Source organism: Shewanella sp. SW32 (assembly GCF_025653365.1).
GTDB lineage: Bacteria > Pseudomonadota > Gammaproteobacteria > Enterobacterales > Shewanellaceae > Shewanella > Shewanella oncorhynchi.
In genome coordinates, this window is record NZ_JAKKSJ010000008.1 from 1 (window position 1) to 16,978 (window position 16,978).

A 16,978-nucleotide genomic window follows, 5' to 3' on the forward strand; every position below is an offset into this window, starting at 1 on the left:
GAGTCGTCGCGGGAATTGTTGGGATAACGCACCAATGGAGCGTTTCTTTAGAAGTTTGAAATCTGAGTGGATACCCGCCAATGGTTATGGGAATTTTACAGAAGCAGATAAAGAGATCACAAATTACATCACTGGATATTACAGTGAGACCAGACCCCATCAATATAATGGTGGGTTAACGCCAAATGAGTCAGAACGTTTATATTGGAATGACTCTAAAATCGTGGCCAATTTTACTTGACCACTACACAAAGAAAATCCAACCCTCAAAATGGAAGACTTCTTTCATGGGATAATGAAGCGGCCAGATTTCCCAGCAATCTATGGTGAACTCAACTTTCGAAATGTTGTGAGTCTAATGCCTGATGGAGAAAGGCTAATAAGCAAATTTGAAACGGTTGCATTTCGTCATATTGAAGAAATCATGAGCAATGCAAATAAGCAAATCAAAGACACAATCGAATTGCTCAATATGAATAGTCAAACTGCTGGAGGGCTGATTATTATTAACGAGTTAGCTGACTTTTTTGAACCAGATATTTTAGTCGATTATATATGCAAAAGGATAAGTCAAAAAATAGGAACTGAGCTAAGATTTTCACACATTAACTACGTCACACTTATTCAAGGCACTCATAAAGTAAAAAATTCGCACCTAAGTGGCCCAGTTATACCGATCTACGGAATAACTAATGATAACGTTCCACAGAATCAAGTTAGCAAACAAGCAGCAATGGCTTTGAAGCAGCTTTTTGAGCACTATTCTTACTTTAATAATTGTAACCACAAACTCCAAGATTCTGGTGAAGATGAGTTTGAAATTGAGAAATTGAATCAACCAAAATTAGAAATACCCAAGAAAGGTCAAGCATTTATAGTAGACCAATATCAAAAAAATCGGTATATGAAAGATTGGTCAGATAAACAGCTAATTGAGTTCGGCTCTATGGTTATGTCTGCATGCAATGCTACGTTATTAAAAGAAAATCCTTTGGTAGTTGATGAACATAGGAAGATGTATCTTTTTAAAAGCATGATTGAGTTATTTGAAGAAAGCAGATTAAGGCCATTTGACTTAAGAAGGCTCGATATTAACCCCTCAAAATTTTCACCGTTGTAAATTAATAAAAAAGTTGTGGACAATATCGCTTAACAAAAAATAGGACATATATGGTCACCTCGGGTAAAGATAGGACAGGCACAAATCTTTAGGACTAACAGCTAACACCAAGGCAACAGAAGTTCACCATCCCCTGCGAAGTTGCTGAAGAGCGTTGAAGAAAATCGCGTGAGCGAGGCATGGATGCCTCGCTAGCTTTCGGGGTACAGGATGTACCATCGGAAGCGTTAGTGATTTTCGAATAAGCACGAAGCCACTAACTAATGCATGTAACTTCGCTAGGGGCGTCTTGGAGAATCCAAGGAGGATAGGACGAGCAGTCCTCCTTGGTCGGGTGTGGGGTGAAGCCCCACGACTTTAACCGACCTCGGCCGATAGGCCGCAAGACTCATAAACCCACGAAAGATGGGACAGGCACAACTCTTTAGGACTAACAGCTAGCACCAAGGCAACAGAAGTTCACCATCCCCTGCGAAGTTGCCGCGGGGCGTTGGAATAAATTGCGTGAGTCCGGACATGGATGTCCGGCTAGCTTTCGTAGGTACAGGGACGTTGCCTTCGGAAGCGATAGCAATTTATCCATAAGACCAAGGCCAGTAACCAATGCATGTAACTTCGCTAGGGGCGTCTTGGAGCATCCAAGGAGGATAGGACGAGCAGTCCTCCTTGGTCGGGTGTGGGGTGAAGCCCCACGACTTTCTCGGCCGTAAGGCCGCAAAACTGACTAACAACTAACTTGCAACACAAAGATTTTGCTGAATCTTCCAACGACGTTCCATGAGTGGAATCGAAAACCCATAACACACCACCACAATCAAAGGTTGAAGCTGAAAACTCAACTCAGGCCAAAGCATGAAAGCTGCCACACAGGCTAAAGTGCGCACTATCGCATGCACTATGGCCACCTTTTGCGCAGCTAAAATACCGTGGACTAACCACATTAAACCTGTTTGCACCGCAAGGGCGAAAGGCAAAGCCAGATAATTTTCCATAAAAAAGGGAATACTGATGCTAAAGGTTAAAAAACTCATCCCCATCGCAGCGAGAAACACAGTCTCAAACCAATTACGCTCAGCGCTTTTCTTAAACGAGATATTCTCGCCCGTCAGCCGCGAAATACCCATGGCAAGGTAGATAATAGAACCAGTACCGATAAAGACCGCCATCACCAACTGCGAAGGAGGTAATACAAAGCTCAATACAAACAGTAAGCTCCACACAATCATGCCGGATAAGGGCATAGCTAAAGCACGTTGTTGACGGTATTCGATTAATTGTTGGTCCAGTGATTTATGTTGCATGATTAAGCCTCCTTGTTTAGATGACTTAAGTATCTGCGTAAAATGTCCATCACGGCAGTGTGAGTTGTCAGCAATCTAGGATGACAAATGTCATCGATGATAAACTTATTAGGGAAAATGAGCGGGAAAGATGGCACAGACATAACTCTTTCAGTAGTTACAGCCCACACAGTGGCCACAGAAGTTCACCTCCCCTGTGAAGTTGCTGAAGGGCGTTGAAGAAAATAGCGTGAGCGAGGCATGGATGCCGAGCTAGCTTTCGGGGTACAGGATGTACCATCGGAAGCGTTAGCGATTTTCGAATAAGCACGAAGCCACTAATCAATGCATGTAACTTCGCTAGGGGCGTCATGGAGCATCCAAGGAGGATAGGACGAGCAGTCCTCCTTGGTCGGGTGTGGGGTGAAGCCCCACGACTTTGTTGATCCACCTCGGCCGCAAGGCCGCATAAAGAGTTTCATACCATTATCGAATTGAAAAACTATCCGCCGATAGCGCGGCTTTAACCCAGTATGTTATTGTTTTAGCATCATAGATTCGATTTTTGTGCTTTAACCACTAAGGGTTTACTCCAAATGGAAAAAATATTTGAAAGACTCATGTATGCATCGCGCTGGATTATGGCGCCCATCTACTTGGGGCTGAGTCTGGTGTTATTGGGCTTAGGCATTAAATTCTTCCAAGAAATCTTCCATATTCTGCCGATCATTTTTGAGATGACGGAAGTGGATTTAGTGCTGGTGACCCTGTCTTTGATTGATATCACCCTTGTCGGTGGCTTGATTGTGATGGTGATGTTTTCTGGCTATGAGAATTTTGTCTCGCAGCTGGATGTGGGCGAAGACAGTGAGAAGCTAAGTTGGCTGGGTAAATTAGATTCTGGCTCACTGAAAAACAAAGTGGCGGCGTCGATTGTGGCGATTTCGTCTATTCACCTACTGAAAATCTTTATGGATGTGAAGAATATCGATAACGACAAAATCATGTGGTATCTGTTAATACACATCACCTTTGTATTATCAGCCTTTGCCATGGGCTATCTGGATAAAATTACTCGCACTAAGTAATGGGCTAACATAGTTGATGCCAACCTAGCAACGCATCAGTACCAGCATAGAGAATATTAAACAAAAGCCACTGTTTTCAGTGGCTTTTGTTTTTATAGAATACGACTTAATGGCACATTAACTCTTCGCCGACTCAAGCTGATGCACTTTCTCGGTTTGATCCACTATGGTCAACACCGCAGTATCACCAACCACGTTACAGGATGTCAGCACCATATCAATAATCCGATCTAAGGCCGCCACTATGGCAAAGGCTTCAATCGGTAATCCCATTTGATGGATTAACACACCTATCATCACCATGCCGCCACCGGGCACACCGCCCGCACCGACAGATAATAGGAAGACACTAAATAACAGCGAAGGCAATTGCTCAGTGGTAATGGGCATGCCAAAAGCATTGGCAACAAAGAAAATCGCAATAGTGATATAAATCGCCACACCGCCCATGTTCATGGTTGCACCCAGCGGTACACCAAAACCAGCAACAGCACGGTTCACGCCTAACTTGTCCGTTAAAGTACGCATGGTCACAGGAATAGTCGCATTTGAGCTTGCAGTCGAGAGTGAAAACAGCACTTGCTCTTGGGTCTTCTCGCGGAAGGTTTTGGCTGAAATTGGGGTAAATATCCCCACTGCCATAGGATAAACCACAAAAATCCACAGTAGCAACAGCGCGAGGATCAGCACCATATACTCAACCACACTCATAAACACACCGGCATCTAAGGTCGCGCCAAGTTTAAACATCAAGGCAAATACACCATAGGGCGCAAGACTCATCACCACAGAAATCAGTTTCATCATGATTCTATTGGCTGTTTGAAAACCTTGGACAGCACCCGCAACATGCTCCCCAAGGGACTTAATCACACCGCCAAGCAACAAGGCCATAAAGATCACTTGTAGCATATTGCCCGACATAAAAGCCGTCACAGGATTACGTGGGACTATGTCGATCACCAGCGCCATCAGGCTTGGCAATTCAGTTGCTGTAATCGCTACGCCATCCGTACTGCTCATATCTACACCTTTACCGGGTTCGAGTAGCAGTGCCACTAATAATGCCGTCGCGATTGCGACAAAGGTATTGATGATATAAAAACCGAAGGTCTTACCGCCCAAGCGGCCAAAACTTTTGAGATCTTGCAGCTCACAGACACCACAAACGATGCTCACAAACACGAGTGGCACAACCAGCATCATGATCATATTGACGAACATAGTACCAACGCCACCGGCAAGCTCGACTAAATTACCCGAGAAAAAACCGATATCGTTTAAGAAGTATTGCACTATTGTGCCGAAAATAAGGCCGGCAAACAGACCAATAAAGATCCGCGTCGAAAGTGATTTCATCATGCTTGTGATTTCCCCAGAAAGGTCATTTATTTGTTATTCATCTTCCATGATGAGCACAATTGCCAATCCATTTTTGGCTCAGGCGGGGATAGTGAAACATGCTAGCCGTTAATTCAATGAATAAATTTACTTATTTAATTTCAAATTAAGCAAAACACATCACAAAAAACTTATATCCATATGATTTTAAATAAAATAAAAACAACTGAATAATAAACAACCAGTTGACCACTTTATTTTAAAATAAAAATAATAACAGAATTAAAACAAAAAAATCACGATTAACGGGTTTTATTGGGATAACTCTAGATTTAAAAACTGAATAAACACTTTAATCAGCATTTAAAACCACTTATATCGCATTTTACAGAGATATGGGGAAGGATAAAGGTTAACTGTATGCCAGTAGTACTAGCTCAAGCCGATGATGCAGCAGGTGCTGCTGTTTGAGACTAATATGGTGTTGATTTAGCCAAACGGCTAATTTTTGCCAATGCTTTAACTCGGTATTTTGTAAATACTTAACCTGTTTCGCTTGCTTGTCGAAATCATCAGTAGAATTAATTTGTGCTATTGCCAATAACTCAGCAGGTGCTGTCAGCGCAAGTTGTGGCACAAGGCAATGGGTCACGCCCATTAAAGTATGGGCGATTTGTAACCCTGCGGGATCTAAGTCGGTAAAGGCAATGATCGGTAATTTATTTGCCATCGCTTGCAAAAAATGCCGCACGCCAATCGGGGAATGATGACCGCTACCTCGGTAGATAACCATCACATGAGTTAAATCCTGTGGTAAACGCGCTTGATAGATAACATCAAATACATCCAAATTTTCAACCACTAGGATGGCTGCGACATTGAGTTCATGGCAATGCTTTTGTGCTTCATCCAAAGGAATTCGCAGTGATGTGCGAGTTGAAATCCCAGTTGGTGAAGATTCGAAACCTAGATACTTCATCAAAACGTATTCGGCTTCAGGGCGTATCTTAGCGAGCTTTTCATCGTGACTTTTGGCGGACATCGCCATGCGATCGACATTAAAATCAAGCTGCCTTAAATCAAGCCCCATTAACGCCAACACGCTTTGCCTTAGCAGTTCAAAATCTTTGGGCGCAAAACACAGATACTTTTCGGATCCGTCTAACTCACCCACTTCTAACTCGCGGTAAATAGCGCGCCAGTTAGCCGTGAGCTTAACCTTGGGAGAACGCTTAATAAAAGCGTTCTCCAACAGTTGTAATTGTTGTTGGCCTAGGCGAGCCATAATTCCACATCGCGAATGATAAAGTTGCCGCTATAGATGGGATGCGGTTCGCCCAATGGCTCAAGCTCAAAGTAAGCTTTGTGTTCATCGGGCAGACCTTCGTAGCCACCAATCACTTGATAAATCCAGCTTTCAGCGTCCCAAGGCAAAGCCTTATCCGCCAGATATTCCAGCGCCGATTGGCGCAGGCCAGACTCAATTACATCGACGAAATACTCATCCACCGCTTGTTTGAGTGGATTATCCGGCACATCGAAGTCTTCACTTTGGGTGATAGAAACGGATACATCATGCTCACGCACAGCCGCAATTACAGGATGGCGGCTGATGGCCTTGATATGCGCGACTATGCCCATCAACTCCAGCTCTTGGCTGGCGTTGTGCACGTCCACCGATGCAGGGGCGAGCAAGATTTCGGCGCGATTAAATAGACTCGGGATTTCCTTGTGGGACACATGGTCCGCAGGCCGATAATCCGGATGCAAATCAGTGTAGAGCAACCAGCCCTTGAGCAAACGGGTACGCCCACGGATTTGTCTGAAGCGTCCTAAGAGTTCGAGTAAACGCCCCTGCACTACGCTCAGTTCCTGGGCGCAGTCGCTCATGGTTTCCTGCAAAGTCGTCACTAAGAGCTTGCGCAGTTCACGGATATCGCCAGCGATTTCGCCTAGCTCACTAAACTGGAACATCTCTAAGCCATTAAGCAATTCAGACACTTGGCTTTGAGCTAATTCGTTTTCGCGGATCTTAGCGTTGATCGTACCCACATAACCGAACTCGTTATTAATGCGGCCCCAGAGCACACGGATCGAATAACGCAGACTGTCGGCGAAACTATAAACATGCTCGCTTAAATCTGATAAATAGGCCTCGGCGGCGCTGTAGTCTGAGCTATGACGCGCCTCTTTATAATGATCGGCCAAGGTTTTAATCGTGGCTAAGGCCGAACCGACATTAGAGTCGATTTGGCGATTGCGCTCGTCACTTAAGCCTTCTTCGAGTAAGGCACGCACAGAACGCTTAAGCCGCAGCTCCTGATCTGGCTCTGGCCGCCATAAAATCCCTGCCTGTTTAAGCTTTTCGACCACGCTTGGATCGTGCGCATCCTCGTTAAGAGAGCCCGCTAAATAGGTGTCCATAATGATGTCAGCATGGCGACCTAACTGCTTGAGCAGTTTCACACCCGCCTGATGTAAGTTACTGCTCATCATGGCCTCCTTGGTCGCAGCTTTTACCTAGGTTTAACAGTGCCAACATTATATTAGATCCCGCTGGGTCGCCGTTTCTGCCTGCGCTTCTAGGCTTAAACCTTCGGTTTCATCGATAAAACGAATGACTTCATACAGATAATCCAGCTTGCCCGTGGCGATATAGATTTGCTTCTCCGCATTGGGTCGTACTAAATAGCCGAGTTCGACTAAGCGTTTGAAGACTAATTTGATTTGCGCATCGCTGTTAGTGCTAGTTGAGCCAAATAAACGATATTGGCTGAGCTTGGCTAACTGCTCACGGAACGCCGGCGTGTCTTCGATACGGCTTTGCAGCTCGGTTAAACGCACGGGCGCACCTTCGCTCAGCGGCGCATCTTGGCCACTGGCTTCTTGCACTAATACCAACCATTCCACCAGCGGGATCAATGCCTGACAGATATCTTTAAACTGCGATGAAATCACTTTACGTTCGGCATCGCCTAACTGTAAGTAACCGCAGAAGAACACATCACCTTCGGCGGCAGACGCCACGGTACGGTTGATTTGATTGAGATAAGCTTCGACCCGCTCGCGGGTACTGCTATTTTTAAGGGCGCGCCAGCCTTCTTCATTGGTGGTGCGGCAAATAAACTCGCCCTTGAGTAACAGCTCAATCAAAGCGCCAGTGCCAACTAATACGGTTTGGGTTGCATCACTCATTAGATGGCCTCCTTCGACAAACGCTTATTCAACATGTCGGCAATTGCGCTTTTCACGTTAGCCTTAGGTTTTACCAGCTGCAACATCTTGGTTTGTTTTAATTCAAGCATGATTAGATGGCCTCCTTCGACAAACGCTTATTCAACATGTCGGCAATTGGGTTGACCTTAGGCTTCACCACCTGCAACTTCTTAGTTTGTTTGTTGATAATGTAACGGTTGGCGAACAAGTTCAGCACCTCAGACTCAGGGTTCGGGAAGGCACCCAGCACACAAATATTGTTGTTTTCGCAGGCGTCGAAAATCTTCTTCACGTTGGTATGGTGCAAAGTGCCCAACTCATCAATTGGCCAGTGAATAGTCACATTGGCGCGTCCACGCAGCAAGCGCGTGAATGCCAACAAGAACTTACACAAAATCAGATACGCCATACCGTGGCTTGAGGATTCGTTAAGTTGTCTATCGGTGCGGATGATTAAGTCGCTGTTACCTTCTTTGAGGCGCAGCTCGATTTCCAGCAACTTAGAGATCCCCCCCGTTAATGCGGCGCGGCCGATAATGTCTAAGGCGCGGCGCATACTGTTGGTGTAATCCTCATCGGGCAAGCCATTAAAGCCATCGGCTTTCCAATGCTTAAAGGCTTTGACGAACTGCTCAAGCTCAGGCCAGAACTCTAACTCACTGATGCGCGAACGAATACGTACCGCCGATTCAGACACGCCATCGAGGAATAACTCTTCGCCCACTTCGCGGGTAATACGCGCACTTTGGGAGGCAATGCGGCGGTCGATATCGGCTAACACATCGTAGAAGGCGGTTAAGTCGACACCAAAAATCCGTCCTTGCTCACGCAGCGCTGTAATCGATTGCGGCACTATTACATTCAGCAATTGCTCAAGCTGAGGCACTAACTTGCGGTAATCCAGCAGACGAATACCTTTGTCATTGATAAAGCTCGATTCCTCACGGGCACGCTCCCAGGTTTCGGCAAGGCCCGAACCTGACTTGCTGGCGATCACTGAGTCGAAATGCTCTACATATTGCTTCACCGAACCCATCAGGTAATCGCGTTTTAGCAGCAAATCCTCACCTTGGCGCAGACGCTCGCCTAGGCTGCCTTGCGCTTCTTCGTTATTGGTCGGTAACTTAAGCTCGGCGAGTTTACGCATTACGGCACGTAACTTAGTTAAGTTTTCAGAAGCTTCAACCTGCGCCGCATCGGACGCTTTACGCTCGGTTTCAAGTTGTTGACGGCGAGTCTTAACATCCTGAGTTTTCGCCTTAAGCTGTTGATCGATTTCCGATACCGCGCGCTTCACATCGCTAAGCTGAGTTTGCAGTTTAGGTTTGCGCGCAAGCCAAGTGTGCTGATACCAATCGTCGAAGCGCAGTACGTCGCTGCGACGCTGCTCGGCGCGGCTAATTTTAGTTTCTAAATCACGAATTTGTTGCTTGAGTTTGAGGATATTATCCTCATCCACACCGCGGGATTTAAGCTCGTTTTTGTACCAAGTCTCACAGGCTTTCTGCTCGATTTTGGCACTTTCGCGGCGTCCTTCAATGGTCGCTTTAATTTGGCCGAGTTGATTGTCGAGCGCGCCGATAACTTCCTGCCAATAGGCATTCTTTTCCATGCGCGCTTCTAGCGCTTGCTCTTTTTGATCTTCGAGCCAGAGTTCGTGCTGATGTTTAAGTTGTTTTAGCTCACCATCGAGTTGAGTCAGTCTTTGTCCCGCATGGGCTTTGCGCTCGCTCAATGCTTTGTTAATTTTCTCTTGCTCGCTGCGCTTTTCATCAAATAGGCGACGCAGATCGTCACGGCTATTTTTGTACGCCGTGCGGGCAAAAGTCAGTTCACGGCTGAGATTATCCAACTCGCCATTAATGGCCACCAGCTGAGATTCGGCCTCGGCTTGCATTTCTTGGGCACTAGTGTGGGCTTCTTCGGCTTTGCTTAACCGAATACGCAGCTCCTGTTCGGAGGCGGCATATTCAGGCACATCGATCGCTTTAAGATCTAAATGCACGCCAAAGAAAGCTTCGCTCGATTCAGTCACTAAGCTTGGATGTAAATCAGTGCGATGCAGTAGTTCAGGTGCGATCACTTTCCCTAAACTTTGCTCCCAACCTTGGGATTCTTTACGCAGAAACTCCAATAGGGTGTGGGATTGCGGGAACAGCATGTGGTGCAGTTCATCCAGCGCAGTTTGACGCTCATTCACCCTTAAGGTGGCAATACGCAAGGCTTCGTTGGCTTGGTCACGTTTGGCTCTGAGCTTGCGTTCATCGCTGCTTAAGCGTTCAACCTTGGCATTGCAGCTTTCTTGTTCTTCGTCGGCGCGGTGAATACGTTCGTCGAAAATCGCGAGACTCAGCTTTTCTTCTTCGGTGTAAGTCACGCCATCAACACGCAATTTAAGCTCGGCGGCAGTGAGTTTGAATTGGTATTCCTGCTCGCTAAAGCTAGCCTTGCCCGCATCCATTTGGTTGCGCCATTGCAGCTCTAGGGCGTCAATATCGGTGCGCGCCACTTCACGTTGTTTATCGCGGGCTTCACGCTGCTTGTCTTGGTCGGCATGCAAACCTTCAAGCTCGCGGTTTAACTGCTCGCCAATCTTACTGCGACGGGCATTGTACGCCGCCTCAATGTCTTGGTGCTTCTCGGTTTGCAGCTTATGGCGTTCACTTAGGTTTTCAACATCGGTGCGCCAGTTCGGCAGCATCTCAAGATCGGCCTTGGCTTGCTCTATGTTCGCATCTAAAAAGGCAGCATGCTGATCTTCAATGGCATCGAGCTCATACTCGCACTTTGCCACATCGCCCTTAGCTGCCGATAAATCGAGATTGAGCTCATCGCGCTGCTCTTTCCATTCATCATCAAGCAATCTGAGTTTTAAATTCAGCTCTTTAGATAAGGTTTGCTGAATATCTTGGCGATCGGCTTCTAAGGTTTCATCGTTGCGATAACCGCGAGACAGACTCGATAAACGCAGTTCGGCGCTGAGCAGTTGGTTAAATTCTTGCTCGAGTTTTTCAAACTCAGGGCGAATGACTTCAAAGCCTTGGATAAGTTGGCTTTCACGGATCCACGCCTCAACGCGCTGCGGATTCAAACGTGAGCTGGGCGGATTAACCCCATCTTCCTCTAAAATGGCGGCGATCATGGATTTGACCGTCTCCATCTTGCCTTCTTTGGAGTGCACCGCTTTAGCGAGTTTTTCGATGTGGCGCAGGGAATGCTCCCCCTCACACAGGGCAAATTGGCGTGCATAACCGCGTAGTTCACTACGGTTACTGCCCGTGCTTAATAGGGTGCGATCGTTTTGAATAATGGCGCGATATTCACGGGTATTAAGCAAATTAGTGGTCGCGATGCCGGCACGTTTTAAATCACGGCCTAATTCCGCCATGGTGTGGCACAGAATAGTGTCGCCATTTTGCGATTTAATATAATCGCTTAGCTCAAAACCTTTGGCGATAAAACGATAGTTAACGCCCTTACCATCGCCCGCCGAGGCCAACACGGCTTGATACAGTAAGCCATCGGCCTTTTGATATTCGTAAATGATGTAGCTTGAATCGTGTGGCAAATACCAACGCTCGAAACTGTCGCGGGTCGAAGGCACCACGCGGCTTGGGTATTCACCATAAAAAACAGGGACTAGACGTTGTAATGTCGTTTTACCCGAGGCGTTAGTACCACAAATGTTGGTATGACCATTGAGGGCGAGTTCCACCACGCCCGGAAGGTGCGTATCAATCAGCACAATACGAATCAAGCTTGCCATTTCATTCCTTATGCAAACAGGAGAGTCTTATCTAAGCTGCAGAAGCTTCTACACAAATAAGAGAAAACAATCCAAGAGGGCCACTGACATTAAAATCGTCACTGTAAATAAACACTTTAAAAAAGTGACTAAAAAGTGATGTTAAAAATCGTGGCCTAAAAATAGTGCCCCTAAAATAAGGCAATCACAGTGTATTGGCAATTAAGCGGCGATGCACTAATGCCTTGGCTCACATCTCAGCCCATTGCTCAGCAAAAACATAACCCTATAGCTAGGCTCAAATCAAACGGCCAATGATACGACAACTTAGCCAAAATAGGCGGCTAACAAAGCGGCAATTAGCGCGATAAAAGGTAAATTCCAGCGGATTTATTCGAGACGCAGGCGTTCGGCAATCCGACTGTAGATCAGCATCATTTCCGCCAGCGATCCCACTTGCATGCCTTTCATCAAATTGGCGCGGTGGATCTCAACCGTGCGCATGGCAATACAGAGACTATCGGCGATCTCTTGGTTCTTCAGGCCTTGGGCAATCAGGTTGAGTATTTCCCGCTCCCTTGGCGTGAGCGCTTGATAAGTCTCAAGATACTGATTGTCTTGATGATGCGCCTTGGTATGTTCCAGCGCTTTGACGACCGCCTCGGCTAACTTAGCGCCATCGGCGGGCTTTTGGAAAAAATCCACCGCACCGAGTTTAAGCGCATCTACCGCCATTGGCACATCGCCATGGCCGGTGAGATAAATCACCGCTAGCGGACTATTTTTTACCACTAATTCAAGATGCAACTGCTGACCACTCAAACCCGGCATACGCACATCGACCAGCGCACAACCCGGCAGGGTTAAGTCTACGGCGGAAAAAAAGGCTTCGGCGCTATCAAAGTCGGTGATCTTAAGGCCATAACTTTCAAGCATAAAACGCAAAGAACGACGCACTGAGTCATCGTCATCGATTAAATACACTGGTAGTTCAAGACTCATTATTGTGCTCCATTAGGTTCAGGTTTACGCGGTATTGCCACCTGCGCTTGGCAACCGCCACCCATAGCGCTTTCTAGGCTAAACGTACCACCATGGCTCTCGGCAATATCACGGCAAATCACTAAGCCTAAACCTAACCCCTCTGATTTAGTGGAATAAAATGCTTGCATCAGCAGACTGGTCTCTTCGGTTAACCCTGTGCCATTATCTGTGACTGTCAGCAAGAGCGTACATTCTTGATAGCGAAGATCGATATCGATCGTAGGTGTGTATGGCTTTTGCGTGATGCTCTGTTCGGTGCCACTGGATTCAAGCTCTAACCGCTGAACGCAGGCGTCAAAGGCATTTTTCAGCAAGTTAAGCAACAACTGCTGCATGCCAACTTCATCGAGGGACTGTAAATAGGGTTCACCATTCACATTGACGGCAAGATTGATTTGATGTTGTTCAAACTCATAGGCAAGCAGTGGCACAGTATCATTGACCAACTCATGCAGATACAAAGGCTGTTTCGACACAGGTCGCTTCTTCAATAAATTACGTAAGCGACTGATAATATTGTCGGCGCGCGTGACTTCCTGCTGGATCAGCGCCAATACAGATTGCAACTCCTCAGGGCTCGTCCCCCGCTGTAATCGCACTTCGGCGCCATGACAATAATGGCCAATCGCCGCCAAAGGTTGATTCAGTTCATGGGAGAGACTCGCGCCAAGCTCGCCCGCGATAGCAATACGCTGGGCATGTTCCAGTAACGCACGGTTTTCATTGAGTTGGCGCTGAGTGTTAATCAACTCACGGCCGCGGCGGCTAAAGCGGTATTCAAGCCAAAAATGATACACATTGAGTAAAACCAAAATCCCTAACACAAGCCAAGCCCATTGTTGATGTAACTTGATCCACTGCCACGCCCTTTGCCACCATGGTGCCTGCAAAGGATGCATATCGAGATCTTTAAGCAGTTGATCGATCGCAAGCTGACTCACGGCCGTGGTCCAGCCCGCCGAATCAGCAGACTTAGCGGCGAGATGATCTTCAGGCAGCGCCAGCAAAGCTTGAGTCACACTTTTAGCCAGAGACTGGGAGGCGCGATTGGTCTTTGCCATAGACCAGTTGGGATAAAGGTGGGTCGAGACTTGGCAATTAAATCCCGCAGGCGCTTGATTATCGAGTACTCGATAATGGGCGATATTAATAAGACCTTCCGTTTGCATCTGCTCAAGCTGACACACGGGCACCACAGCCGCATCCAGTCGATTGTCTTTCGCCGCATAATTACCACTTTTTTGATCATCTAACTGATACAACAGATTATCTAGCGGGAACCCCAGCGGAATAATCTCACCCACAAAGCGAGGCAAATCTATGCCCTTTAGCTGCGCTTCGTACACTAAGGTCAAGTAACCGCCGAAGGCATTTTTCGACACTATCCCGAGTCGACGTCCCTTGAGATCAGTTAAAGTCTGATAGGGTGAATCGGCGCGCACCACCAGCGCCGAACCCACTTGCATCGCCGCGCCATTATTTAACGGACTGCGCAGGGTCGCCAACCAAGTAAGGGAATATTGCCGCGCCAGCAACACGAATTGCCCTGGGTTAGTGATCACAAAATCGAGCCCTTGGGTTTCAACGCCCTTAGCGAGCTCATCGAGGGAGAGAGGATGTAACCTAAAGTAACTGTTGGGAATTTGGGTTTCGAGCCAACCCATTAACGGCTGCCAGCGGTTAATCGTCGCCTTATAACCGCGGATGGCTAACACGCCCACATCGACCACTTGATAACCGGTCTCTTCGTTAGCGACTGGCGCAACAACCTCAGCCTCCATTACATCCGAAGGCGCGCTTTGATTCTGCGGCTCGGCGGCAAACACGTTTGCCGAAGCGAGCAAGCACGCTAACGCCACGGCTAGTGCCATCCTGAAAATCATTCGTGTTGTCACCTTAGTTGCAATTTGCCCCTGAATCGATAACGGCCGCTTGAGCGACATCCCTGAGCTAAACACTGTTTTCATCATCCTCAATAACGTGAAGTGCAATCCTTTATCCCCAATCACTCAAATTCAACTCAAGCTCAAATTCAGTTAAAAGCAGATCCAATTCAAATTGGAAGCAGGCCAAACTCAAGTAACAAAAAATAAAACCCTAGCATTTTGAAGGCTATTCTAACGGATATTTGTTGCGCTAGATCAAGTCCACACCCGATATGTGGAAAACCACTATAGTTATGCCGCCTCCCCTTTTACAGAATGCCTGTAAACCTCGCCATAAACCTTAACTCTAGGTCTATGAGCCAGTTTATTCGCCATCTGCAAGTAGTGAAGGAAATCTGTATGGACAAGAGTAAACGTCAGTTTCTCGGCAAAATGGCCAGCGTCAGTGTTGGCGCCGCACTCATCCCTGTCGTGCAAGTGTATGCACAGGATGATAAGCGCAGCCCTCAAATGCACAGTGCCAGCGAAGGCCAAGTGGGTAAACGTTACGGTATGGTAATTGACTTGCGCCGCTGTGTGGGCTGCCAAGCCTGTACCGTCGCTTGCACTATCGAGAATCAACCGCCCCTCGGGCAATTTCGCACCACAGTGCAGCAGTATGAAGTCTCGCAGCAGGAAGATACCACTCCGCCTGCGTTTTTAATGCTGCCAAGACTTTGTAATCACTGTGAAAACCCGCCCTGCATCCCAGTTTGTCCTACGGGCGCGACCTTCCAGCGCAAGGACGGCATAGTGGTCGTCAACAATGAATGGTGTGTTGGTTGTGGCTATTGCGTGCAAGCCTGCCCCTATGATGCGCGCTTTATCAACCACGACACCAATACCGCCGACAAATGTACCTTCTGCGCCCACAGGTTAGATGCAGGATTACTGCCTGCCTGTGTCGAAACATGCGTAGGAGAAGCCCGTGTGATTGGCGATCTGAATAATCCCAACAGCCAGATAAGCCAACTGCTTGCCGCCAACAAAACCGACATCAAGGTGCTCAAACCGACGGCCAACACTGCGCCACGGGTGTTCTACATCGGCATGAGCAGCGCTTTTGAGGACAAGATTAGCGGCCAAGCCCCCGTTAGAACCTTACTTACCGATACTGGCGAGGAGATCCACCATGGTCATTAAAGAAATCTTTACCCCAGATATCGCCATTACTTGGCTACCTTGGGCAGTGCAATACTTTTTTATGATGGGGCTCGCCTACGCCAGCGTATGGGTAGCGACAATACATTTGTTTAGCCAACCCAAACCCGATGACAGATTGCTGAAGCTCTGCGCCTGTTTAATGTTAACCGCAGGCATAGTCGCTCCTATCGCCTTACTCGCCGATTTACACCAACCGCTGCGGGCTTGGCATTTTTATGCGCAAGTTCGCCCTGATTCTTGGATGTGGTATGGCGCCTTTTTACTGCCCGTATTCTCGGGCACCAGCGCAGTATTTGCTTGGCTGCTACTGCGTCAATATCTGCCTAAGCACACCACGAATCAAGACTCAGATTGGGTGAATAAAATAGGCCAATTACTGAGATTCGGTGATTGGAACAGTGACAAATTCATCAAGCCGATCGCACTGATTACGGCCCTGAGTGCCTGCAGTATCGCCCTCTACACTGGCATGGAAACCATGGCCATTAAGGCGCGGCCACTGTGGCATACCTATTGGCTGCCACCTTTGATGGCAATGAGTGCCCTGCTCGCCGCCTGCGGCACTTTGGTGGTACTGAATCGACTATTAAAGGGCTACCAACAGCGCACCCAAGACAGCCTATTACTCTGGGTAAGAGCGAGTTTTGGTCTATTCGCCCTATGCCTTATCGGCTGGGCGTTATTCGATAAGGGCTCGGCCCCCGAAGCCGCATTATTGCTTGAAACCAGCCCAAGCTGGCAACTTGCTGCAATTTGGGTACTGGTCACACTCGCCGTGCTAGCACTGATGCTCGCCATTCGTCACTTACCCAATATGGCAATGCTAATCGTCAGCCTCACGGCCATTCACCTTGCGTGGGGATTTCGCTGGATAGTGTTAATTCAAGCGCAAACCGATCCTAAATACGGCGCGGGGACTTATCTCTATCAACTGCCTTGGGGACCTGAAGGGCTATTAGGCATAGCTGGTACCTTCGGCCTCTGGTTAGCATTAATGGCGCTGGTCTCCGAACTTATTCGCCACACGCCTGCAGCAAAACTTGCTCGCTGAGTAC

13 protein-coding genes are annotated in these 16,978 nt (G+C 47.5%); 5 read left to right on the forward strand and 8 right to left on the reverse strand.

Going from position 1 to position 16,978, the window contains the following annotated elements:
- The coding region (locus L5M28_RS06055) for an integrase core domain-containing protein (RefSeq protein ID WP_263148716.1) at positions 1-241 on the forward strand (241 nt) is incomplete at its 5' end.
- A 117-nt stretch (positions 242-358) separates the two neighbouring features.
- A complete protein-coding gene (locus L5M28_RS06060; protein ID WP_263195956.1) occupies positions 359-1,120 on the forward strand; it encodes a hypothetical protein in 762 nt (253 codons plus the stop codon).
- Between the two features lie 731 nt (positions 1,121-1,851).
- Here the strand turns inward: L5M28_RS06060 and L5M28_RS06065 are convergent.
- The gene (locus tag L5M28_RS06065; RefSeq protein WP_263195955.1) at positions 1,852-2,421 is read right to left on the reverse strand and encodes a DUF7010 family protein; all 570 of its coding nucleotides are present in this window, start codon (positions 2,419-2,421) and stop codon (positions 1,852-1,854) included.
- A gap of 575 nt (positions 2,422-2,996) precedes the next feature.
- On the opposite strand from L5M28_RS06065, the gene L5M28_RS06070 reads away from it, so the two are divergent.
- Entirely contained in the window at positions 2,997-3,488 is a 492-nt protein-coding gene (locus L5M28_RS06070) for a TIGR00645 family protein (protein ID WP_263195954.1), read from the forward strand.
- A 117-nt stretch (positions 3,489-3,605) separates the two neighbouring features.
- Here L5M28_RS06070 and L5M28_RS06075 read toward each other — a convergent pair whose 3' ends face one another.
- The 7 genes from L5M28_RS06075 to L5M28_RS06105 form a co-directional block, all read right to left on the reverse strand.
- Positions 3,606-4,850 carry a dicarboxylate/amino acid:cation symporter gene (locus L5M28_RS06075; RefSeq protein ID WP_263195953.1) on the reverse strand — a complete coding sequence of 415 codons (1,245 nt, stop codon included), beginning with the start codon at positions 4,848-4,850 and terminating at the stop codon, positions 3,606-3,608.
- A gap of 391 nt (positions 4,851-5,241) precedes the next feature.
- Positions 5,242-6,114, reverse strand: a complete 873-nt coding sequence (locus L5M28_RS06080; RefSeq protein ID WP_263202753.1) for a hypothetical protein — start codon at positions 6,112-6,114, stop codon at positions 5,242-5,244.
- Positions 6,102-7,322 (reverse strand): hypothetical protein, encoded by a 1,221-nt coding sequence (locus L5M28_RS06085; protein ID WP_011790750.1) that lies wholly within the window; start codon positions 7,320-7,322, stop codon positions 6,102-6,104. The genes L5M28_RS06080 and L5M28_RS06085 overlap by 13 nt, the downstream gene beginning before the upstream one ends.
- 48 nt (positions 7,323-7,370) lie before the next feature.
- Positions 7,371-8,024 carry a hypothetical protein gene (locus tag L5M28_RS06090; protein WP_011790751.1) on the reverse strand — a complete coding sequence of 218 codons (654 nt, stop codon included), beginning with the start codon at positions 8,022-8,024 and terminating at the stop codon, positions 7,371-7,373.
- Between the two features lie 112 nt (positions 8,025-8,136).
- Positions 8,137-11,811: an ATP-binding protein gene (locus L5M28_RS06095; RefSeq protein ID WP_263202755.1), complete on the reverse strand. Its 3,675-nt coding sequence runs from the start codon at positions 11,809-11,811 to the stop codon at positions 8,137-8,139.
- A 369-nt stretch (positions 11,812-12,180) separates the two neighbouring features.
- Positions 12,181-12,792 (reverse strand): response regulator transcription factor, encoded by a 612-nt coding sequence (locus tag L5M28_RS06100; protein WP_263202757.1) that lies wholly within the window; start codon positions 12,790-12,792, stop codon positions 12,181-12,183.
- Positions 12,792-14,804, reverse strand: a complete 2,013-nt coding sequence (locus L5M28_RS06105; RefSeq protein WP_411569167.1) for a PhnD/SsuA/transferrin family substrate-binding protein — start codon at positions 14,802-14,804, stop codon at positions 12,792-12,794. Before L5M28_RS06105 ends, L5M28_RS06100 begins: the two co-directional genes overlap by 1 nt.
- Positions 14,805-15,119: 315 nt before the next feature.
- Here L5M28_RS06105 and dsrO point away from each other — a divergent pair, with 315 nt between their 5' ends.
- A complete protein-coding gene (dsrO, locus tag L5M28_RS06110; RefSeq protein WP_011790755.1) occupies positions 15,120-15,902 on the forward strand; it encodes a sulfate reduction electron transfer complex DsrMKJOP subunit DsrO in 783 nt (260 codons plus the stop codon).
- Positions 15,892-16,974, forward strand: a complete 1,083-nt coding sequence (gene nrfD, locus L5M28_RS06115) for an NrfD/PsrC family molybdoenzyme membrane anchor subunit (RefSeq protein ID WP_025008365.1) — start codon at positions 15,892-15,894, stop codon at positions 16,972-16,974. Before dsrO ends, nrfD begins: the two co-directional genes overlap by 11 nt.
- Positions 16,975-16,978 lie beyond the last annotated feature (4 nt).